21 protein-coding genes are annotated in these 20,223 nt (G+C 73.3%); 9 read left to right on the forward strand and 12 right to left on the reverse strand.

Features of this window, described 5'->3' with window-relative positions; genetic code table 11:
• Nucleotides 1-49 precede the first annotated feature (49 nt).
• From AC5L34_RS07175 to AC5L34_RS07195, 5 genes are all read right to left on the reverse strand, one after another.
• A complete protein-coding gene (locus tag AC5L34_RS07175) occupies nt 50-727 on the reverse strand; it encodes a DUF5701 family protein (protein ID WP_494824135.1) in 678 nt (225 codons plus the stop codon).
• A gap of 69 nt (nt 728-796) precedes the next feature.
• On the reverse strand, nt 797-1,558 hold the full coding sequence (locus tag AC5L34_RS07180; RefSeq protein ID WP_101415315.1) for a LytR/AlgR family response regulator transcription factor: 762 nt from the start codon (nt 1,556-1,558) through the stop codon (nt 797-799).
• A 17-nt stretch (nt 1,559-1,575) separates the two neighbouring features.
• The gene (locus AC5L34_RS07185) at nt 1,576-2,826 is read right to left on the reverse strand and encodes a sensor histidine kinase (RefSeq protein ID WP_441173991.1); all 1,251 of its coding nucleotides are present in this window, start codon (nt 2,824-2,826) and stop codon (nt 1,576-1,578) included.
• A gap of 38 nt (nt 2,827-2,864) precedes the next feature.
• Nucleotides 2,865-4,436, reverse strand: a complete 1,572-nt coding sequence (locus AC5L34_RS07190; protein ID WP_441174094.1) for a sugar transferase — start codon at nt 4,434-4,436, stop codon at nt 2,865-2,867.
• A 264-nt stretch (nt 4,437-4,700) separates the two neighbouring features.
• Nucleotides 4,701-5,561: an Fpg/Nei family DNA glycosylase gene (locus AC5L34_RS07195; protein WP_441173992.1), complete on the reverse strand. Its 861-nt coding sequence runs from the start codon at nt 5,559-5,561 to the stop codon at nt 4,701-4,703.
• A 24-nt stretch (nt 5,562-5,585) separates the two neighbouring features.
• On the opposite strand from AC5L34_RS07195, the gene AC5L34_RS07200 reads away from it, so the two are divergent.
• Nucleotides 5,586-6,845, forward strand: a complete 1,260-nt coding sequence (locus tag AC5L34_RS07200; protein WP_441173993.1) for a glycosyltransferase — start codon at nt 5,586-5,588, stop codon at nt 6,843-6,845.
• Nucleotides 6,846-7,186: 341 nt separating this feature from the next.
• Here AC5L34_RS07200 and AC5L34_RS07205 read toward each other — a convergent pair whose 3' ends face one another.
• The 5 genes from AC5L34_RS07205 to AC5L34_RS07225 all read right to left on the reverse strand — a co-directional run bounded on the left by AC5L34_RS07205 (nt 7,187) and on the right by AC5L34_RS07225 (nt 10,966).
• Nucleotides 7,187-7,909 (reverse strand): CDP-alcohol phosphatidyltransferase family protein, encoded by a 723-nt coding sequence (locus tag AC5L34_RS07205; protein ID WP_494824137.1) that lies wholly within the window; start codon nt 7,907-7,909, stop codon nt 7,187-7,189.
• On the reverse strand, nt 7,884-8,951 hold the full coding sequence (locus AC5L34_RS07210) for an iron-containing alcohol dehydrogenase family protein (RefSeq protein WP_366641596.1): 1,068 nt from the start codon (nt 8,949-8,951) through the stop codon (nt 7,884-7,886). The genes AC5L34_RS07205 and AC5L34_RS07210 overlap by 26 nt, the downstream gene beginning before the upstream one ends.
• A complete protein-coding gene (locus AC5L34_RS07215) occupies nt 8,939-9,670 on the reverse strand; it encodes a phosphocholine cytidylyltransferase family protein (protein ID WP_441174095.1) in 732 nt (243 codons plus the stop codon). Before AC5L34_RS07215 ends, AC5L34_RS07210 begins: the two co-directional genes overlap by 13 nt.
• A gap of 79 nt (nt 9,671-9,749) precedes the next feature.
• A complete protein-coding gene (locus AC5L34_RS07220; protein ID WP_441173995.1) occupies nt 9,750-10,520 on the reverse strand; it encodes a hypothetical protein in 771 nt (256 codons plus the stop codon).
• Nucleotides 10,517-10,966, reverse strand: coding sequence for an NUDIX domain-containing protein (locus AC5L34_RS07225; protein WP_441173996.1), 450 nt, complete (start codon nt 10,964-10,966; stop codon nt 10,517-10,519). The genes AC5L34_RS07220 and AC5L34_RS07225 overlap by 4 nt, the downstream gene beginning before the upstream one ends.
• Nucleotides 10,967-11,082: 116 nt before the next feature.
• On the opposite strand from AC5L34_RS07225, the gene AC5L34_RS07230 reads away from it, so the two are divergent.
• The 4 genes from AC5L34_RS07230 (at nt 11,083) to corA (ending at nt 14,727) form a co-directional block, all read left to right on the forward strand.
• Nucleotides 11,083-11,475, forward strand: a complete 393-nt coding sequence (locus AC5L34_RS07230) for a CBS domain-containing protein (protein WP_089002895.1) — start codon at nt 11,083-11,085, stop codon at nt 11,473-11,475.
• Nucleotides 11,476-11,561: 86 nt separating this feature from the next.
• The gene (locus AC5L34_RS07235; RefSeq protein ID WP_441173998.1) at nt 11,562-12,020 is read left to right on the forward strand and encodes an ester cyclase; all 459 of its coding nucleotides are present in this window, start codon (nt 11,562-11,564) and stop codon (nt 12,018-12,020) included.
• 106 nt (nt 12,021-12,126) lie between these two features.
• The gene (locus tag AC5L34_RS07240; RefSeq protein ID WP_441174000.1) at nt 12,127-13,221 is read left to right on the forward strand and encodes an aminotransferase-like domain-containing protein; all 1,095 of its coding nucleotides are present in this window, start codon (nt 12,127-12,129) and stop codon (nt 13,219-13,221) included.
• A gap of 357 nt (nt 13,222-13,578) precedes the next feature.
• Nucleotides 13,579-14,727 (forward strand): magnesium/cobalt transporter CorA, encoded by a 1,149-nt coding sequence (gene corA / locus AC5L34_RS07245; protein ID WP_358166156.1) that lies wholly within the window; start codon nt 13,579-13,581, stop codon nt 14,725-14,727.
• Nucleotides 14,728-14,855: 128 nt separating this feature from the next.
• On the opposite strand, the gene AC5L34_RS07250 is transcribed toward corA, so the two are convergent.
• On the reverse strand, nt 14,856-15,671 hold the full coding sequence (locus tag AC5L34_RS07250; RefSeq protein ID WP_441174001.1) for a hypothetical protein: 816 nt from the start codon (nt 15,669-15,671) through the stop codon (nt 14,856-14,858).
• A gap of 84 nt (nt 15,672-15,755) precedes the next feature.
• On the opposite strand from AC5L34_RS07250, the gene AC5L34_RS07255 reads away from it, so the two are divergent.
• Together AC5L34_RS07255 and AC5L34_RS07260 are read left to right on the forward strand one after the other, a co-directional pair.
• Nucleotides 15,756-16,286, forward strand: coding sequence for a peptidylprolyl isomerase (locus tag AC5L34_RS07255; RefSeq protein ID WP_494824140.1), 531 nt, complete (start codon nt 15,756-15,758; stop codon nt 16,284-16,286).
• 94 nt (nt 16,287-16,380) lie between these two features.
• Nucleotides 16,381-17,295, forward strand: a complete 915-nt coding sequence (locus tag AC5L34_RS07260) for a rhomboid family intramembrane serine protease (protein ID WP_441174003.1) — start codon at nt 16,381-16,383, stop codon at nt 17,293-17,295.
• 58 nt (nt 17,296-17,353) lie between these two features.
• Here AC5L34_RS07260 and AC5L34_RS07265 read toward each other — a convergent pair whose 3' ends face one another.
• Nucleotides 17,354-17,782, reverse strand: coding sequence for a PH domain-containing protein (locus AC5L34_RS07265; RefSeq protein WP_494824142.1), 429 nt, complete (start codon nt 17,780-17,782; stop codon nt 17,354-17,356).
• A gap of 88 nt (nt 17,783-17,870) precedes the next feature.
• Here AC5L34_RS07265 and AC5L34_RS07270 point away from each other — a divergent pair, with 88 nt between their 5' ends.
• Together AC5L34_RS07270 and AC5L34_RS07275 are read left to right on the forward strand one after the other, a co-directional pair.
• A complete protein-coding gene (locus AC5L34_RS07270; RefSeq protein WP_357659733.1) occupies nt 17,871-19,043 on the forward strand; it encodes a thiolase family protein in 1,173 nt (390 codons plus the stop codon).
• 149 nt (nt 19,044-19,192) lie between these two features.
• Nucleotides 19,193-20,218 carry an aminoglycoside phosphotransferase family protein gene (locus AC5L34_RS07275; RefSeq protein ID WP_494824144.1) on the forward strand — a complete coding sequence of 342 codons (1,026 nt, stop codon included), beginning with the start codon at nt 19,193-19,195 and terminating at the stop codon, nt 20,216-20,218.
• Nucleotides 20,219-20,223: the final 5 nt, after the last annotated feature.

A 20,223-nucleotide genomic window follows, 5' to 3' on the forward strand; every position in this document is an offset into this window, starting at 1 on the left:
TGTGGAACCGCAGCGGGGTGACCGGTGACCGGTCACCCCGCCGCAGCACCTACTGCGCGCCGACGTGCTCCAGCCCGACGCGCTCCGGGCGGGCGGAGGCGGAGCCGAGCCAGGTGTGCGGGTTGCCGTACCAGCACCAGCCGAGCTTCGGCGCGTTCCGGCTGATCCAGAGCGCCGGCACCCGCTTGTCGCCGCAGCGGGAGCCGACCAGCGAGAAGCACTTGTTCTTCGCCAGCGCCTCCGGGTGCAGGGTGACGAAGGCGAGCCCCTCGTCGATGGTGAGCGGCAGCCGGTCCTGGCCGGTGATCACCTCCATGGCGGCGGCGGGGGCCAGGTTCAGCGTCTCCTCGCCCCGGTCGACGTCGAAGAGCAGGTACGCCGGACCGGCCGGAACCTCCAGCTCCTTGATCGGGTCGAACTTCGGCAGGTCGCCCTCGGCGTAGTGCCGGTCGATGATGCCCGGCTTCCGCTTGCCGGCCAGGGTGGTCAGCGCGACGCGCTCCTCCACCGGCACCAGGTCGCGGGTGATCACCAGGAGGAGGGGCACCCGCCCCTCGGTCGGGGCGGGCAGGCCGGCCGATCCGGTGACGGCCGCCGCGCGCAGCGGCGCGACCAGGTCACGGAAGGCGTCCTCGGTCAGCTCGGCGAGGGCCGGATAGCCCAGCTCCACCAGCCGGTCGAGCTGGCGGTCGAATTCGGTCGCGGCGTCGAACAAGGCGGCCTCCATTTGTCGTACGGAGTACCGTACAGCGTACGACCACGCGTGCCTATTCCCGGCCCGCGAGGAAGATCTGGGTCAGCGGTTCCAGTCCTGCTTCGCCGCGCGGACCAGCTTGTCCTTCAGCTCGCGGGTGTGCCGGCGGCTGACCGGCAGCTCTGCCGAGTCGATCACCACGACGTAACCGGAGTTGACCAGCCGCAGCTCCGCGATCAGCTTGAGCTGCACCAGGTACGAGCGGTGGATCCGGACGAACCCGGCATCCGCCCAGCGCTCCGCGAGCGTCGCCAGGGACACCCGCACCAGGTGCGAGCCGTCGGCGGTGTGCAGGCGCGCGTAGTCGCCCTGCGCCTCCACCCACCGCACCGCCGAGCGGGGCAGCATCCGCGTGGTGCCCGCCAGCTCGATGGGGATGGTGGGATCCTCCTCCGCCCGGGCCAGCGCCGCCGGGTGCGACGGCACCACCCGCGCGCCGATCACCCGGCGCAGCGACTCGGCGAGCCGTTCGGCGCGTACGGGCTTGCGGACGTAGTCGGTGGCGCCCAGGTCGAACGCGTCCACCGCCCCGTCGTCGTACGCGGTGACGAAGACGATCGCCGGTGGCCGGGCGAAGCGCCGCAGCACCCGGGCCAGCTCCATGCCGTCCAGCCCGGGCATCCGGATGTCGAGGAAGACCACGTCCACGTCGCCGTCGCGCAGCACCCGCAGCGCCTCCGTCGCGTCGCCCGCCGTGTGCAGCCGGGCCACCCGGGGATCGGCCCGCAGGTGGTACGCCAACTCGTCCAGCGCCGGCGGCTCGTCGTCGACCGCCAGCACCCGCAGGAACCCGGCCGCGCCCACCTCCGCGGTCCGCTCGGTCACGAGCCGGCCCGTACGCCGGGGTGGAACTTCGGCACCCGCATGCTCACCTTCGTACCCGAGCCGAGGCCCGTCTCGACGACCAGGCCGAAGCCGTCGCCGAAGACCGACCGGAGCCGCTCGTCGACGTTGGAGAGCCCGACGTGCTGGCCCGCGTCGTCTCCGACGCCGGCCAGCGCGGCGTCGCCCGGGCCCCCGGCGGCGCCGGCCAGCTCGGCGATGCCGGCGGTCAGCGTGCTCGGATCCATCCCCACTCCGTCGTCCTCCACGGTGATGTGGCACTCGGTGCCCGCGTCCCGGGCCTCGATGCTCACCATGCCCGTGCCCGGCTTGCGGGACAACCCGTGCCGGACGGCGTTCTCCACCAGCGGTTGCAGGCAGAGGAAGGGCAGCGTCACGGGCAGCACCTCGGGGGCGATCTGGAGCCGCACCTGGAGCCGGTCGCCGAAGCGGGCCCGCTCGATGGTCAGGTAGCGGTCGATCGAGCGCAGCTCCTCGGCCAGCGTGGTGAACTCGCCGTGCGCCCGGAACGAGTACCGGGTGAACTCGGCGAACTCCAGGATCAGCTCCCGGGCCCGGTCCGGGTCGGTGCGGACGAACGAACCGATCGCGGTCAGCGCGTTGTAGATGAAGTGCGGGCTGATCTGGGCGCGCAGGGCGCGTACCTCGGCGCGGGCCAGCCGCTCCCGCGACGAGTCCAGCTCCGCCAGGGCGAGCTGGTTGCCCGCCCAGTGCGCGGTCTCCAGGGTGGCCTGCACCAGGCCCGGCTCCGGCTGACCGTCGGCGACCGCGACCAGTGCCCCGACCCGACGCCCGTCCGCGCCGGTCAGCGGGGCCACGACCGCGCCGCGTAGCGGGCAGTCCACCCGGTCGCAACGCAGCTCCGGCTCGCCGAGGACGGTCGAGCGCCCCGTCGCCACCGCCCGCCGGGCCGCCGCGACCAGTTGCGCGTCGTGGTGCCCGCCCCGCCCGTCGAGGGCGAGCAGGCTCTCCCGGTCCGTCAGCGCCAGCCCGGCCGCCCCCACGAGCGCCCGCAGATGGCGTACGGCCTTCGCCGCGTTCGCGGCGCTCAGGCCCGCGCGCAGCGGCTCGGCGGCCAGCCCGGCGGTGTGCAGCACCTCGTACGTGGCCCGCTGGGTGGCCGTGGCGATGCCCCGCCGCGCGCGCAGTCGGAGCACCGCGAACAGGGCCGCCCCCAGCGCGGCGAGCAGCGAGACGACGCCGAGGACGCCCGAGAGGTTGCCACCCACGCAGCGATCCTGGCCCCTGCCGGCCCGTACGCCAAGGGTCAGTACGCGCCCTTGCGGGCGAGCACCACCCCGACCGTGCGCCACAGGATGCTCAGGTCGTACGCCAGCGACCAGTTGTCGACGTAGTAGAGGTCGAGCCGGACCGCCTCGTCCCAGGACAGGTCGGAGCGGCCGGAGACCTGCCACAGCCCGGTCATGCCCGGCCGCACCAGCAGCCGGCGGCGTACGTCGCCGAGGAAGTCACCGTCGTCGGCGGGCAGCGGGCGCGGCCCGACCAGCGACATCTCGCCCTTCAGCACGTTGATCAGCTGCGGCAGCTCGTCCAGCGACGAGGCCCGCAGGAAGCGGCCCACCGGGAAGACCCGGGGATCCTGCTTCATCTTGAACAGCATGCCGTCGGTCTCGTTGCGGTCGACGAGGCTGGCCAGCCGGTCCTCCGCGTCCACGTACATGGTGCGGAACTTCCAGACCCGGAAGGTGCGGCCCTCGTGGCCCACCCGGGGCTGGCGGAAGAAGACCGGACCGGGGTCGGAGAGCCGGATCGCGACCGCGATGGCCAGGAAGACCGGGGCCAGCAGCAGCAGGCCGAGCCCCGCGGCCACCCGGTCCATCAGGTTCTTGGCCAGCAGCGCCGGTCCGGAGAGGGTCGGCTCCTCGACGTGCAGCAGCGGCAGGCCCTCGATCGGGCGGATGTGCACCCGGGGGCCGGCGATGTCGGTGAGCTGCGGGGCGACGACCAGGTCGACGCCGGAGCCCTCCAGTTGCCAGGCCAGCCGGCGCAGCTCGCCCGGCTCCGAACTCGCCGAACCGCAGACCGCGATCGTGTCGCCGCCGACCTCCCGCACCAGGGCGAGGACGTCGCGGCCCGCGTACACCGGGACGGGGGTCTCGATGCCCTTGGCCGCCGCGTAGCCGTCGGTGATGTGGATGGCGACCGGCATCAGCCCGGCGGCCGGGTTGCGGGTGACCGCCGTGTAGACCTCCAGGCACTCCGGCAGGGTGCCGATCAGCACCATCCGGTGGCCGGCCTGGCTGATGTTGCGCCGGACCACGTGCAGCACGAAGCGGCAGAGGATCCGGTTGAGCAGGATCAGCAGCAGCGCCGCGAGCAGGGCGGTGCCGACCGTGTAGCGGGACAGGTCGGTCTTGGTGGCGAAGGCGAGGAACGACACCGTCGCGGCGACGGCGACGCCGGCCCGGATCACCCGCTTGTACTCGTCCGGGCCCAGGCCGAGGTAGCGCCGGTCGTACGCCCGGTTGGCCCAGAGACTGACGATCCAGCCGAGCGGCAGGAGCACGAACGCCACCGTGTGGAACCACGTGGGGTCCTGCTCGGCGTTGTAGAAGCCCGCGCGCGACTGGTCGAACGTCTCGATCGCGATCAGGCTGGCCACCGCGGCGGCTGCGAAGTCGAGCAGCAGCAGGAGGGTGATGTAGGGCCGGTGCCAGCGGGACACGCGGCGGCGGGCCCGAGCCCACGCGGACCGGGGTACGCCGTTGTGGGACGGCGGTGCCGGCGGCTGGATCTCGAAGCTGTCGACGTGCCGCACGAGTTTGCTCCGGCCTGTGTTGGTTACCGGGCGCTGGAGGCTTGCCGTCACCTCACCCATGTCCTCCCGCATGACACGGGCCGCTCACTCGCCGTGAGGGCCCGGTCGCCCACCGTCCCAGTCTCCCACGCGGGCGCCGACCCGCGCGCTGACCCGAGGGACAATGCGCCGGTGTGGTGCCGCCGGGCGTCTGGCCGGCTCCGCGCCATTTCAGAAGCCGGGGACCGAGCCACTATACCGATGGATGACGGGCCCGGTAGAGCCGCAACTCAGACCTTCGACGCGGGATGGCCGATTCCGTTCCGTAGTCGGCAGTGTCGTCACTCACCGTACAAGTCGAGAGAGCCGACGGTCAGCGAGCGGCTTCCCGCCGGTCTGGCAGGTCGGGCAGTACTGGAGGCTGGAATCGGCGAACGAGACCTCGCGGACGGTGTCCCCGCAGACCGGGCAGGGCTGCCCCGTGCGGGCGTGCACCTTCAGCCCCGAACGCTTCTCGCCCTTCAGCTCGGCCGCCTTCTGCCCGACCGACCGGCGCACCGCGTCGCCGAGCACCTCCCGCGTCGCCGCGTGCAGGGTCGCCAGCTGGTCGTCGGTCAGCCGGTTGGTCAGCGCGAACGGCGACAGCTTCGCCGCGTGCAGGATCTCGTCGGAGTACGCGTTGCCGACCCCGGCCAGCACCGTCTGGTCGGTGAGCACGCCCTTGACCTGGCCCTTGCGGCTGCGCATCCGCTCGGCGAAGGTGGCCGCGTCCGCGGCGAGGACGTCGGGGCCCAGCCGGGCCACCCCGGGCACCGCCGCCGGGTCCGTGACCAGGTAGACGGCGAGGCTCTTCTGGGTGCCGGCCTCGGTCAGGTCGAAGCCCGAGCCGTCTTCGAGGCGTACCCGCAGCGCGATCGGTCCCTTCCCGGGGCGCAGCGGGGCGGCGGACGGAAAGGCCTCCCGGTAGTGCAGCCAGCCCGCCCGCGCCAGGTGGACCACCAGGTGCAGCTCGCCGTCGAGCACCACGTCGAGGAACTTGCCGTGCCGGCGCGCGTCCGTCACGGTCCGCCCGGCGGCGGCGGTCGGCGCCGGGTCGTACGTCTTCAGGGCGCTGATCGCGGCGACCTCCAACCGGTCGACGCGCCGCCCCACCGCGCGCTCACGCAGGTAGTCCGTGAGCGCCTCAACCTCCGGTAGTTCGGGCACCAGCCAACGGTAGCCTTCTTTCCCGTGAGAATCGTGGTGGCGCACAACCGGTACCGGGAGGCTCAGCCCTCCGGTGAGAACACCATCGTCGACGCGGAGATCGCCCAGCTCACCGCAGCCGGGGTGGAGGTGCTGCCGTTCATCCGCAGCTCGGACGAGATCCCGTCGATGTCGAAGTCGGCCAAGGCGCTGCTGCCGATCTCGCCGATCTGGGCGCCCCGCGCGCAGGAGGACCTGAGCCGGCTCATCGCCGAGCACCGGCCGGACGTGCTGCACCTGCACAACCCGTACCCCCTGATCTCGCCCTGGATCGTGCGGACCGCGCACCGGCACGGCGTGCCGGTGGTGCAGACGGTGCACAACTACCGTCAGGTCTGCTCCTCGGGGCTCTACTTCCGCGACGGGATGATCTGCCAGGACTGCCGGGGGCGGGCCCTGGGCGTGCCGGCGATCGTGCACCGCTGCTACCGGGGCTCGCGGGCGCAGAGCGCCCTGATGGCGACCACGCTGGCCGTGCACCGGGGCACCTGGCGCTCGGTGGACCGGTTCGTGGCGCTCACGTCGGCGGTCGCCGACCACCTGCGCGACTACGGCATCCCGGCGGAACGGATCGTGGTGAAGCCCAACGGCATCCCCGACCCGGGGGCACCCGCGCCGCTCGGCGACGGCTTCCTCTACATGGCCCGGCTCTCTCCGGAGAAGGGGCTGGGCCTACTGCTGGACGCCTGGCGGCGGCACCCGGACGGCGCGCTCGGCCCGCTGCGCATCGCCGGGGACGGCGAGCTGCGCCCGCTGGCCGAGGCCGCCGCCGCCGAGCGCGCCGACGTGACCTATCTCGGGCCGCTGGACCGGGCCGGGGTGCGCGCCGCCATCGAGGCCAGCGCGGTCATCGTGGCCGCCTCCACCTGGCACGACGTGCTGCCCACCGTGATCATCGAGGCGCTCGCCGCCGGCCGCCCGGTGCTCGGCACCGCGCTCGGCGGCATCCCGTACCTGCTCGGCGCGGACGGCCCGCGCGAGCCCGCCGGCACCGGCCCGGCCGCCGTTGCCACGGCTGCCCCGGGAGAGGGCCGCGTCGCGCTGCCCACCGGCGTGACGGCGGGCGAGGCGGGCTGGGTGGTGCCCCCGGAGCCGGCCGCCATGGCCGCCGCCCTGCCGGTGGCCGCAGCAGGGGCAGCGGCGATCGCGCAGGCTGCCCGGCTGCGCTACGAGCGCACCTTCCACCCCGACGTGGTCACCAAGCGGCTCATCGACATCTACGCCGACGTGACGCGCCGCCACTGACCGACCCGCCCGCGAGGACGGTCTGTAGGTGCGATCTCGGTGTCTGCAGGACTTTTTGGCAAGCCGGGTTGGCATCTGGGCCAATTGCTCGGGCCAGGCGTTCCGGACCATCTGACCGCCGCCCCTCCCCGAATCTTGCCACCCTCCTGGAATCCCGTTCTGCTCTTGGGACGCCCGGAGATCTTGGTGGGAAAGTGCCCCTCCAAGGGCTTTTTCCTACCAAGATCTAACGTGCGGTCAGTCGTGGTCCCGGCGTGTGCCGGACATGCCGCTCCATCGGTAGCACAAACGGGGCAGCTCGACAGGGACCGAAGAAGGGTGGGCCGCCCCGGCGTCACACCTCAGCGCAGCGAGGCGCGGGCGGAGAAGGCGATGCTGGCGAGCAGGAAGCCGCCGTTGACGATCGTGAACGCCACGATCACCCAGAGGACCAGGGCGGGGGCGAAGGCCAGCACCAGGCCGGCGGCGAAGATCACCGCGCCGTAGTCGCGGACCAGCTTCACGAGGCGTACGGGCAGCGAGGTCGAGGTGACCATGCTGGCGGCGTTCGGGCCGGCCTGCATCACGGACGTGACCAGGTTGACCATCCAGGTGCCGGCGAAGATCGCGACCAGCCAGCTCGGCGTCGACGGCTCCTGCGCCACCGCCGTCGCCGCCAGCGCGGCGACCAGGGCGATCTGGGCGGCCACGTCGGCGAGCACGTCGACCCGGGCGCCCGCGGCGCTGCCCTGACCCGTCACCCGGGCGAGCTGGCCGTCGGCGCAGTCCAGGGCGTACGCCGCCTGCCAGCCGACCAGCGCGAGCAGCCCGACCGCCCAGGCCGGGACGTCGCCGGCGGCGACCCGGCCGGCGAGCGCGACCACGGTGACCGAGGTGGCCAGGCCGAGCACCAGGTTGGCGATGGTCAGCGCGGTCGGGCGCAGCCCGAGGCGCTGGGCGACGAGCGCGAAGACCGCGCCCAGCCACTGGCTGATCGATTCGCTGAACAGGCCGCCACCCCGGTTGACCCGGTGGAAGTCGGCGACGGTGGGACGGGGCTCAGCCAAGGTGGTCGCGGATTGCACCGGCGTAGTCTGCCAGCCGCTCCCGCGTCTCGGTAGGCGACATCGCCAGGTGTTCGAGGATCGTGTAGCGGTCCGGCCGGGTCCGGGGCGCGAACTGCACGGCATCGACGAACTGCTCGTCGGTCAGGCCCAGGTCGCCCGGCGTCGTGGCGAGGCCGTGCCGGTGCAGGCAGCTTGCGAGTCGACCGAACCGCTCGGTGTCTCCGCGCAGGAACGTGCAGAAGAGGGCACCGAGCCCCACCTGCTCCCCGTGCGCGGCGGTGCCGGGGTGGAGCCGGTCGATCGCGTGCGAGATCTCGTGGTCGCCGCCACTGGCGGGGCGCGTCGACCCGCACACCGAGCTGGCGATGCCACCCAGGATCAGCGCCTCGGCCAGCGTGGTGAGGAAGCCGTCGTCGGTGATCTTGCCGGGGTGGTTGAGCAGCGCCTCGGCGCCCGTCCTGGCCAGCGTCACCGCGAGCCCGTCGATGGGCTCGCCGCGTACCTCGTGGGCCAGCTCCCAGTCGGCGCAGGCGTTCAGGTTGCTCACCGCGTCGCCGATGCCGGCCTGGGTCTGCCGGTCCGGGCCGTTCTCCACGAAGTCGAGGTCGACGATGACCGCGATCGGGATGTGCACCCCGTAGGAGCCCTTGCCGCCCTCGTGGTCGAGCGAGGCGGTCGGGGAGGCGATGCCGTCGTTCGCCAGGCTGGTCGCCACCGTCACCATCGGGATCCCGTAGCGGGTGGCCGCGTACTTGGCGGTGTCGATGGTCTTGCCGCCGCCGATGCCCACCACGGCGTCGTAGTGGCGGCGGCGCAGCCGGTCGCCGAGGTCGTTCGCCGCGTCGATGGTGCCGCCGACGACCGTGAAGACGTCGGCCGCGCCGAGCGACGGCCGGCACAGCTCGACGATCCGTTCACCCTGCCCGGGGCCGACCACCACGGCCACGTCCCCGCCGGCCGAGATCCGCCGGTCGGCCAGCAGCGGCCCGAGATCGGCCACCGCGCCCCGCCGGACCTCGATCACGAGCGGGGTGTTGACCGTACGGGCTAGTAGCGGCACGCGATCTCCCGCGCCCGGGCCAGGTCGGCGTGGTTGTCGACCTCGACCCAGGAGACGTCGCCGATCGGCGCCGCCCGCACCTCGCCACCACGGTCGGCGAACTCCTGGTAGCCGTCCTCGTAGTAGAGGTTCGGGTCACGCCGCCACGTCGCCTCCAACGCGTCGGCGAGGGCGTCGGCCACCTGCGGCTCGATGAGCGTCGCGCCGATGTACTCCCCGTACGCCTCGCCCGGGTCCATCAGCTTGGTGATCCGGGTGAGCTGGCCGGCGGCGTCGAAGGTGGTCTTCATCTCCTCCTCGGCCAGCGGCTTGATGGTGTCGACGGCGAGCAGGATGCCCGGGCCGCGCTCGGCCAGCAGGGTCTTCTCCACGCTCACCGGGTGCACGGTGTCGCCGTTGACCAGCAGCACCCCCCGGGAGAAGTGCTCGCGGGCCAGCCAGAGCGAGTACGCGTTGTTCCACTCCTCGGCCTTGTCGTTGTGCACGAGGGTGATCGTGACGCCGTACCGCTTCTCCAGGTCGGGTTGGCGGGAGACGACCGCATCGGCGGCGTAGCCGACCACGATCACCACGTCGGTGAGCCCCACCTCGGCCAGGTTGCGCAGCGAGATGTCCAGGATGGTGGTGTCGCCGTCCACCGGCACCAGCGCCTTGGGCAGGGTGTCGGTGTACGGGCGCAGCCGACGCCCCGCCCCGGCTGCGAGCACCATCCCGATCATTGAGGCGTCCTCCGTCGTACGAGTCCCGGTCACCGCTGGAGGATAGCCCCGGGCGGCGGCACCGCTGCGGTCAACCGGGTCAGCCGGGCAGCGCCGCCAGGTCCGCCAGCACCCCCAGCCGTTCCTCGGCGCTCAGCACGGCGTACGGGGCGGCGGCCCGCCGGTCGGTCTCCAGCTCGATGGCGAGCTGCTCCGGGCCGGGCGGCAGGGCGGTGGCGCTCGCCGCGTCGTGCCCGGCGGCGGTCCACGCGGCGGCGTGCGCGTCGGCCCGGTGGTAGCGCATCGTGCCGAGCCGGTTCAGCAGCAGCACGCCGGGCGGGGTGCCGTCGGGCTCGTACGGCGGCGCCGTCGCGGCGAACGCCGCCCCGGTCTCGGCGCCCTGCTCGTCGGCCAGCACCAGCGCGCACGTGAGCACCCGGCCGAGCGCCTCCACCAGCCGCAGCACCCGGTCCTCGTGCCCCGCCCAGAGTTCCTCGGTGACCTCGGCGTGCACCTGCCAGATCTCGGCGAGGAAGGCCAGCCCCCGCTCGGTGGCGGTGAGCCCGCCCTCGGGGCTGCGGTGGATCATCCCGTACGCCACCTGCTTGTCCAGGGCGCGCCGGCACTCGACCGGGTCCCGGTAGCGGGTGACCGCCGCGAAGCCGGCCTCGTCGACCGTCCCGCCCGGCGCCGCGAGGCGGGTGCGGAACTCCAGCAGGAAGCCGGTGGCCGCCGGCCCGCCGTACCGCTGGCTCAGCTCGGCACCGCCGCCGTCGCGGCCGGCGAGGATGCCGGCGACGAACGCCCGGTCCACCGCCGGGGCGACCAGGCCGGCGAACCGGTGCGGCGCCAGCTCGACGGTGTCGTTCACAGACCGATCGAACGCAGGGCGGCGAAGCCTTCGGCCGCGATCCGGCGGATGAGGCCGTCGTTGACGTCGCGGTGCTCGTCGAGCAGGTCGAGCTCGTCGGCGGCGAGCCACCGGAACTCGGTGTGCTTGCCCGCCTCCAGCGTCGGCCGGGCAAGGTCGCCGTCGACCCGGACCAGCCAGTCGCGCTCGACGCGGGCCAGGCCGTCGTCGGCGACGTAGCGGTAATCCCCGACGTGGCCGAGCACGTGCGACACCGTCCAGCCGGTCTCCTCGGTCACCTCCCGGCGCAGCGCGTCCATCCAGTCCTCGCCCGGTTCGAGATGGCCGCCGACGATGTCCCAGCAGTTGGGAAAGATGCGCCGGTGGGGAGACCGTCGCTGGACGAAGAGTCGACCGTCGTCGTCGACGATCAGCGCGCCGGCGCAGCGCAGAGGCTCGGTGGACACGCCACGACAGTAGCGAGCGGGGGCGTGTTCCGGCGACGCCCGGTCTTGTCGCCGGGCAGCACCCGGGCGCACCATGTCCCCTACCGGGTGCCACCGTCCCACAGGGGTGATGCGTGATGCAGGTTCGGGAAGCGATGTCCAGCGAGGTTCTCGTGGTCGGCCCGGAGCACACGCTCCGTCAGGCGGCCCGGATGATGTCGGCCCGCGGTGTCGGGTCGGCGGTCGTGATCGACCCGGAGTCCGAGGGGGTCGGCATCATGACCGAACGGGACGTGCTCAAGGCCATCGGGGCCGGGCTGGACTGCGACGTCGAGCGGACGGCCGCCCACCTGACCTGGGACGTGGTCTACGCCGGCCCGGAGTGGACGGTGGAGGAGGCGGCCGCGGCCATGGCCCGGGGCGGCTTCCGGCACCTGGTGGTGCTCGACGGGCGCGAGGTGGCCGGGGTGATCTCCGTCCGGGACATCATGCGGGTCTGGGCGGCCAGCCGGATGGCCGGGACGACCTGAGTCTCCGTGCGGGGTGTGACGGGTCGATCGACGGGTAAGGATCCCATGCGGGCGCGGACGGGCCGTGACCCGCGTCGGAGGTCCTCATGCGTGGCGCGGATCGGCTGGTCGAGCAGCAGTACGCGATGCTCCTGCGGCGGGACGTGGCCCGGCTGCCGGACCTCTACGCGACCGACGCCTTCTATTCCATGCCGGGCGTCACGGTGCGCCCGATCGAGCTGCCCGCCCTGCTGCGTACCTGGACCGGGGCCTTCCCGGACCTGGTCGTCGACCCGATCGGGTCCGTGCAGACGGCGGGTGGCGCGGCCGTCGAGCAGCGGCTGACCGGCACCCACACCGGGGTGCTGCACACCCCGTTCGGCACGGTCGCACCGACCGGCCGGGTGGTGAGCTGGGAGGTGGTGGACGTCGTCCGGGTCCGGCGCGGCCGGATCGCGGCCTGGCGGTCCTACTTCGACTGGGGGCAGCTCATCGCGGCGCTCGGCCTGCACGTGGACGGGCTCTCCCGGGAAGCGCAGCACGACCCGCTCGGCCTTCCGGTCTGACCTGCCGCCGACCGGTCGACGCCGGTCACCCGTCCCGGTGGCTCAGGATGCGGACATCGCCGTGCCTGGCGCACGCACCCCGTCGCCTTCCGTACGCTGAACAGCCATGACCGCCGAGCAGCTGATCTCCTTCGCCCGTGGCGCTCCCTCCCTGGACATCGTCGATGTCGAGGGGCTCAAGGCCGCCGCCGTCCGCGCGTTCGACGCCGATCCCGCCGGGGTGACCGCGTACGGCACCTCCGTCGGCTACCTTCCGCTGCGGAAGTGGATCGCCGAGAAGCACGGGGTCTCCGCCGACCAGGTGCTGATCACCAACGGGTCGTTGCAGGCGGACGCGTTCCTCTTCGACCACCTGGTCCGCCCCGGCGACGCGGTGGTGGTGGAGCGCCCGACGTACGACCGGACGCTGCTCAACCTCCAGCGGATGGGCAGCGAGCTGCACGGCGTCTCCATCCAGCCGGACGGGCTCGACACCGCCGAGCTGCGCAAGCTGTTGGAGTCGGGGGTGCGACCCCGGCTGGCGCACGTCATCCCGAACTACCAGAACCCGGCGGGCGTGACGCTCAGCCTGGAGAAGCGCCGCGAGCTGCTCGACCTCGCCGCCGAGTACGAGTTCACAATCTTCGAGGACGACCCGTACGCCGACATCCGGTTCCGGGGCGAGGCGCTGCCGTCGATGCTCTCGATGGACACCCGCGGCGTCGTGGTGCACGCCTCCAGCTTCACCAAGACGGTCTGCCCCGGCGTACGGGTCGGCTACCTGGTCGGCCCGGCGGACCTGATCGGCGACATCGCGAAGAAGGCGACGAGCCTCTACATCTCGCCGGGCATGGTCTCCGAGGCGATCGTGCACCAGTTCTGCGTCTCGGGCGACATCGGGCGCTCCATCGAGACGGTGCGTGCGGCGCTGGGCGAGCGGGCCCGGGTGCTGGCCGAGTCCCTGCGCCGGCACATCCCGGAGGCCCGCTTCGTGGAGCCGGACGGCGGCTACTTCCTCTGGGTGGAGCTGCCCGAGGACGTGGAGGTCGACCGGCTCGCTCCGGCGGCCGCCGAGCGCGGCGTCGCGGTGGTCAAGGGCAGCGACTTCGTCGTCGACGGCGGGCGGCACGCGCTGCGGCTGGCGTACTCGGCGGTGACCGCCGACCGCATCGACGAGGGCGTCCGGCGCCTGGCGGAGGCCATGGCGGCCGTACGGGGCTGAGTTTCTGTCAGATTTCTGACAGTTGCGCGATCGTGGCCGTCCCGGGTCTCCCGCCGGGGCGGCCGACGGCCCACAATGCTGCGAGCGTCACTCACCACGTGTAGCGGAACTCACCGCCCGGTGCCGGCCCCCACCGCGCCCGGTGGCCGAGCCCCGCCGGCCCGACCGGCGACACGGGGAGTGTCGCGACCAGCACAACCCCCGCCCCCAATAGGGCGCCGGGCTGGGCCGGGTCGCCCCCTCACCCCCCTGAAGCGACCCGGCCCACCCGGCGCCGCCCTCCCGGGATCGTCACCGGCGGTGATCATCGACGGCGGCGTACTGTTCACCCTCGGCAGCGCGTGGGGAGGGGGCGGGATGACGGACCGGGGGCAGCAGGGGCGGGCCACCGCGCCCAACGGCGGACGGGTGCTCAGGCCCCGCGACTGGGTGGCGCCCGTGCGGGCGATGACCCGCCGGCTCAACTCCGACCATCCGCAGCAGGCCTCCGCGCCGGCCGGCCCGCAGCGCAACGCCGTGGTCGACTGCGCGCTCTACGTGGACGGCCGTCGGCAGCCCGGCGACTGGCGGTACGCCGAGGCGCTCGCCGCTGCCCGCAGTGCGGAGAACGGCTTCGTCTGGCTCGGCCTGCACGAGCCCGAGTTAACCGAGATGACCGCCATCGCCGCCACGTACGGGCTGCACGAGCTGGCCGTCGAGGACGCCGTGAAGGCGCAGCAGCGCCCCAAGCTGGAGCAGTTCGGCGAGGTCAGCTTCCTGGTGCTGCGCACCGCCCGCTACTGCGAGCACGCCGAGCTGACCGAGCACTCGGAGGTCGTCGAGACCGGCCAGGTGATGCTCTTCATCGGCCCCAACTTCCTGATCAGCGTCCGGCACGGGGACGCCTGCCGGCTGGCTCCCGTCCGGGCCGACCTGGAGACGAAGCGCGACCTGCTGCTGCACGGCCCGTGGGCGGTGGCGTACGCGGTTACCGACCGGGTGGTGGACCTCTACCTCGAGGTCGCCGACCGGCTGGAGGACGACCTCGACATCCTGGAGGCCGACGTGTTCGACCGCCAGTCCAGCGGCCGGATCCAGCGGATCTACCAGATGAAGCGGGAACTGGTGGAGTTCAAGCGTGCCGTGATGCCGTTGCAGCGCCCCCTGCTCACCCTCACCGCGCAGATGAACCGCGACGTGCCGAAGGAGATCCGCCGCTACTTCCGCGACGTGCAGGACCACCTCAGCCGCACCGTCGAGCAGGTCAACTCGTACGACGACCTGCTCAACTCGATCCTTCAGGCGCGGCTGGCCCAGGTCACGGTCGACCAGAACAACGACATGCGCAAGATCGCGGCGTGGGCCGCCATCGCCGCCGTCTGGACCGCCATCGCCGGCATCTACGGGATGAACTTCGAGGTGATGCCGGAGCTGAAGATGACGTACGGCTATCCCGTCGTCCTCGCCCTGATGCTCGCGATCTCGCTCGCGCTCTACCGCTGGTTCCGCCGCAACGGCTGGCTCTGACGGCCCGAGCCTGACGCGCAGCCCCCGCCGCACCCGGCGCCGGACCCCGCAGCTTCCGTCGGACGCGGAAGCGCCGGCGGGGCGGCGGGAGCCGCTTCGCCGGCGCTTTCCGGGACCGACAGGGGATGTCAGCGGCGGCCGTTGGTCCGCGCGCCGCCCTTCCCGAGAGCCTCGGTCAGGTCGTCCGCGGGACGACCCGAGGTGTCCTTCGCGCCCTCGGCCACCGACGGGACCTTGTCCGTCGCGTGCACCGTCGGCTGCTTGCCGGGGGTGGTGGTGGAGGCGCTGTCGCCGCCGGCCACCGCCGAGCTGCCGGCGCCGGTCGGGCCACCGGCCACGTCCGAGCCGCTCGACATCGTCGACGCGTCGGTCACCGGCGTGCGGATCTCCATGGTCTCCACCTCTTCGCGCATCGGCTCCAGCTTGCGGGTCGGGTCGTACTCGGCCCACTCCTGCTGCTCCCGACGCCGCCGCATCGCCACGGCGGCGACCCCGGCCACCGCGCCGGCCGCGAGCAGGCCGGTCATCATGGACCCGCCCCGCCGGGAGTTCTTCTTCCGGGACGCCTTCATGTTCTTCGCCTTGACCTTCCTGCCGGCCGCGACCTGCTTGGCTGCCAGGGCCTTCCGGCCGGTGACCGCCTTACCCGCCGCCTCGGCCTGCGCCTTGCGGACGGCCAGGGCCAGCGGCGCGAGCGCGGCGACCGTGGACGCGAGGCCGCTGGACGCGCGGTCGCGCACGATGACGGCCGTCGGCGCGACCGCACCCCGGGCCGCCTGGACCCGCGGGGCGACGGTGGCGCCGGCACCCTTCGCGGCGTACGTCGCGGCCTGCCTCAGGTGACCGAGGCCCTGGTTCAGCTCCACCTTGGCCAGCTGCCCCTGGGTCTTACGCCGCCCGATTCCAAACACGGTCCCACCTCCTGGGAGTTGTTCCTTCGTCATCCTCCACCTTCGGATGCCTCCGCACTGCCAGATCGGGCACATGGGAGGATCCGCATGGAACTGACCAACGACTGAGGAGTACCCGTGGCCGAGGCTGTCTACGCCACCTTGCACACCAACGCTGGCCCGATCCGGCTGGAGCTCTTCCAGAACCACGCCCCGAAGACCGTCAAGAACTTCGTCGAGTTGGCGGAGGGCACCCGCGAATACACCGACCCGCGTACGGGTCAGCCGGGCAGCGGGCCGTACTACGACGGCACCATCTCGCACCGGGTGATCAGCGGCTTCATGATCCAGATGGGCGACCCGACCGGCACCGGTCGCGGTGGCCCGGGTTACAAGTTCGGTGACGAGTTTCACCCGGAGCTGCGCTTCGACCAGCCGTACCTGCTGGCGATGGCGAACGCCGGGCCGGGCACCAACGGCTCGCAGTTCTTCATCACCGTGTCGCCGACGCCGCACCTGAACAACCGGCACACCATCTTCGGGAAGGTGGCCGACGAGCAGTCGGTGAAGGTCGTCGACGCGATCGCCAACACCCCGACCGGCCCGAACGACCGGCCGTTGCAGGACGTCGTCATCGAGCGGGTCGAGATCGAGCGGAACGCTGCCTGAGCGGTCCGCGAGGTACCTTTGCCGACATGACTGAGCGCTCCGAGGGCCGGGACCGGTTGGTGGGTCGCGCGATCCGCGACGGCGGGCGCGCGCGGTGAGCGATTCCCCACCCACGACCCCGGTCTGCTACCGGCACCCGGGCCGCGAGACGTACGTGCGGTGCACCCGCTGCGACCGGCCGATCTGTCCGGACTGCATGCGGGAGGCATCGGTCGGGTTCCAGTGCCCGGAGTGCGTGGCGGAGGGACGTCGTAGCGTGCGGCCGGCGCGTACCGCCTTCGGTGGCGGTGCCGCCGGCCGACACGGCTACGTCACCAAGGCACTGATCGCGCTCAACGTGCTGATGATGCTGCTCTCCATCGCCTCCGACCGGGGCGGGGACGCGGCGGTCGGCGGCTCCGGCTTCGGCGGCCTGATGGGCGGCAGCACCCCGCTGACCGACTGGGGCTCCGTGCTCGGTGGCGCGCTCTTCCCCGACGGCACGGTCGGCGGCATCGCGGAGGGCGAGTGGTACCGCCTGGTCACCGCGATGTTCCTGCACTACGGCGTTGTCCACCTGCTGCTGAACATGTGGGCACTGTGGGTGCTCGGCCGGTCACTGGAGGCCAGCCTCGGGCCGCTGCGCTTCCTGGCGCTCTACCTGGTCGCCGGGCTGGGCGGCAACGTCGCCGCCTACCTGTTCAGCGCGGAGAACCAGCTCACCGCCGGCGCCTCCACGTCGATCTTCGGCCTGTTCGCCGCGCTGGTGGTCATCGAACGGAAGATGGGCCGGGACATCTCCCAGGTGCTGCCCATCCTGGTGATCAACCTGGTCTTCACGTTCACCGTGCCGGGCATCTCGATCCCCGGGCACCTGGGCGGCCTGGTGGTCGGCGCGCTGCTGGCGCTCGTGTTCGCGTACGCCCCGCGGTCGCGGCGGTCGCTGGTGCAGCTCGCGGGCGGCGCGGTGATCGTGGCGGCGCTGATCGGCCTGGCCCTGGTCCGCACCGCGGCCATCGTCGGCGGCTGACCTCCGGTCCGCCGCCTTCCGGCGCGGGCCAGCCGGGGCCACCGCCGCGACCTGCCGCTCAGTGCAGGCGGGCCTCGTGCAGGGCCTCGGCCACCTCGGCGGGGTCCGCGCCGAGGTCGTGGCGGCCGAAGAGGTGCAGCGACTCGCCCGCGTCGATCTCCAGGAGCTCGCTGGTCAGCCCTCGCCGCGCACGGCGGTCCACGGTCACCTTCTCGATGCTCGACCAGGGCAGCCGCCGGCGCCCCGCGAAGCCCTGGACGACCGTGATCCCGGCCGGGTCCACCGCGAGTCGGACCGGCACGAGAAGGTCGCGCGCCGCCCAGCCGGCGAGCGCGGCGGCCGTGAGGACGGCCAGCGCCAACCGGATCCGGTCGCTGCCGTCGAGGAGCAGCGCCAGCGCGAGCAGCGCGACCGCGCCGGTCAGCTTGAGCGCCGGCAGGGCGGCCGGCACCCGCCACTGCCGGCTCGGGGACGGGTCTGCGGACATCCGTTCAGCATGCCAGGGCACCGGGGGAGGACGCCCGGCCCGCCGACGACGTAGGATCGGGGCCAGCCCAAGTTACCGGGGAGTAGTCATGAGTGACGCAGTCATCGTCGGCGCGGTACGCACCCCGGTGGGGCGGCGCAAGGGCAGCCTGGCCGCCGTGCACCCGGTCGACCTCTCGGCGCACGTGCTGCGCGCCCTCGCCGAGCGCACCGGCATCGACCCGGCCCAGGTCGACGACGTGGTCTGGGGCTGCGTCTCCCAGGTCGGCGACCAGTCGTGGAACGTCGCCCGCAACGGCGTGCTCGCCGCCGGCTGGCCCGAGTCGGTGCCCGGCACCACGCTCGACCGGCAGTGCGGCTCCAGCCAGCAGGCCCTGCACTTCGCCGCCGCCACCGTCCTCTCCGGTCAGGCCGACCTGGTCGTCGCCGGTGGCGTCGAGTCGATGACCCGGGTCGCGATGGGCTCCAGCGTGGCGGGCGGGTCGCCCTTCAGCGACCAGCTTCGTGACCGCTACCGCGGCGTCGAGGGCTTCGCCGACGACGCGCCGCTGCCGTTCAACCAGGGCGTCGGGGCGGAGCTGATCGCCGAGCGCTGGCGCTTCTCCCGCGCGCAGCTCGACGAGTTCGCCCTCGCCAGCCACGAGAAGGCCGCCGCCGCGCAGGACGCGGGCGCCTTCGACGCCGAGATCGCCCCGGTCGCCCTGGCCGACGGCGGCAAGTTCGCCGCCGACGAGGGCATCCGGCGGGACACCTCGCTGGAGAAGCTCGGCGAGCTGGCCACCCCGTTCCGCGCCGACGGCGTCGTCACCGCCGGCTCCGCGTCGCAGATCTCCGACGGGGCGGCGGCGCTCGCCGTCACCACCAGCGAGTGGGCCAGCCGGCACGGCCTGCGTCCGCTGGCGCGCGTACACACCGCCGTCGTCGCCGCCGACGATCCCGTCACCATGCTCACCGCGCCGATCCCGGCCACCGCGAAGGCGCTGCGCCGCGCGGGGCTGGGCATCGAGGAGATCGGGGTGTACGAGGTGAACGAGGCGTTCGCCCCGGTGCCGCTGGCCTGGCTGGCGGAGACCGAGGCGGACCCGGAGCGGCTTAACCCGCGCGGCGGCGCGATCGCCCTGGGGCACCCGCTCGGCGGCTCCGGCGCCCGGATCATGACCACCATGCTCGCCCACATGCGCGACAACGACATCCGCTACGGCCTCCAGACGATGTGCGAGGGCGGCGGCATGGCCAACGCGACCATCGTCGAGCTGCTGTAGCGGGCGGCTCTGGCCGGTCGGGCTCGCCGCCGGTCGGGCAACCCGCCGATCCGGCTTGCCGCCGGGTCGGGTCGCCGCCGGGCCGCGAGCTGTCGTGGGCGACGGAAAACGCGTGGTCCGGCGGAGCGGGTGGCGGTTAGGTTCCCGGCGTGACCGACGCCGCCACGCCACCCACAGACCGGGCCGCCACGCCGTACGCCGACTGGGCCGACCCGCGCTGGCGGGACACCGCCCTCGACTGGGTCGGCGAGCACCTCGCCCGGCACGGCCGCCGGGTGGTCGGGCCGGTGGAGCCCCGGGTCCGGCCCTGGTCGCTGGTCTGGCGGGTGCCCACCGACGCCGGGGATGTCTGGTTCAAGGCGAACAACCCCGGCACCCGGCACGAGGCCGCGCTGCTGGGCGCGCTGGCCCGGCTCGTTCCCGGCCGGGTACTCGACCCGGTCGCCGTGGACGCCGGGCGGGGCTGGTCGCTGCTGCCCGACGGCGGTCCGACGCTGCGCGAGGCGCTGGGCGGCGACCGCGGCCTGCTGACCCGCTGGGAACGGGTCCTGCCCGCGTACGCCGATCTCCAGCGCGCGGTCGCGCCCGCAGCCGGCGAACTGCTCGCCCTCGGCGTGCCCGACCACCGGCCGGAGGCGCTGCCGGAGCTGTTCGGGGCGCTGCTCGACGACGAGGGGTCGCTGCTGCTCGGCGCGGAGGACGGGCTCTCCGCCGAGGCGTACGGGCGGCTGCGCGCCCACCGCTCCGCCTTCGCCGAGGACTGCCGGCGGCTGGCCGGCTCCGGCGTCGCGCCGACCGTCCAGCACGACGACCTGCACGACGGCAACGTCTTCGTCGCCGACGACGGGTACCGCTTCTTCGACTGGGGCGACGCCTCGGTGGCCCACCCGTTCGGCACGCTGCTGGTGACGCTGAACTCGGTCGCGGACGCGTTCGGGCTGCCCGAGGGCGACCCGGCGCTGGCGCGGCTGCGCGACGCCTACCTGGAGCCGTGGTCGGACGGGCACGACCGGGCCACGCTGCGCGAGGCGGCCCGCCTGGCCGTCCGCGTGACCCGGGTCAGCCGGGCGCTCTCCTGGCGCCGCGCCCTCCAGGGCGCCGACCCGACCCGCGCCGAGTACGCCGCCGCGGTGCCCGGCTGGTTGCAGGAACTGTTCGCCCCGGACCCGGTCTGAGCCGC

The organism is Micromonospora sp. ZG13, from assembly GCF_059359355.1.

What these genes read in the sequence shown, in the direction of transcription:
- AC5L34_RS07250 (WP_441174001.1), bottom strand. Translation starts at nt 15,671, where the DNA reads ATGACGAAGGAACAACTCCCAGGAGGTGGGACCGTGTTTGGAATCGGG.
- AC5L34_RS07230 (WP_089002895.1), top strand. Translation starts at nt 11,083, where the DNA reads ATGCAGGTTCGGGAAGCGATGTCCAGCGAGGTTCTCGTGGTCGGCCCG.
- AC5L34_RS07240 (WP_441174000.1), top strand. Translation starts at nt 12,127, where the DNA reads ATGACCGCCGAGCAGCTGATCTCCTTCGCCCGTGGCGCTCCCTCCCTG.
- AC5L34_RS07235 (WP_441173998.1), top strand. Translation starts at nt 11,562, where the DNA reads ATGCGTGGCGCGGATCGGCTGGTCGAGCAGCAGTACGCGATGCTCCTG.
- AC5L34_RS07215 (WP_441174095.1), bottom strand. Translation starts at nt 9,670, where the DNA reads ATGATCGGGATGGTGCTCGCAGCCGGGGCGGGGCGTCGGCTGCGCCCG.
- corA (WP_358166156.1), top strand. Translation starts at nt 13,579, where the DNA reads ATGACGGACCGGGGGCAGCAGGGGCGGGCCACCGCGCCCAACGGCGGA.
- AC5L34_RS07190 (WP_441174094.1), bottom strand. Translation starts at nt 4,436, where the DNA reads ATGGGTGAGGTGACGGCAAGCCTCCAGCGCCCGGTAACCAACACAGGC.
- AC5L34_RS07175 (WP_494824135.1), bottom strand. Translation starts at nt 727, where the DNA reads ATGGAGGCCGCCTTGTTCGACGCCGCGACCGAATTCGACCGCCAGCTC.
- AC5L34_RS07270 (WP_357659733.1), top strand. Translation starts at nt 17,871, where the DNA reads ATGAGTGACGCAGTCATCGTCGGCGCGGTACGCACCCCGGTGGGGCGG.
- AC5L34_RS07265 (WP_494824142.1), bottom strand. Translation starts at nt 17,782, where the DNA reads ATGTCCGCAGACCCGTCCCCGAGCCGGCAGTGGCGGGTGCCGGCCGCC.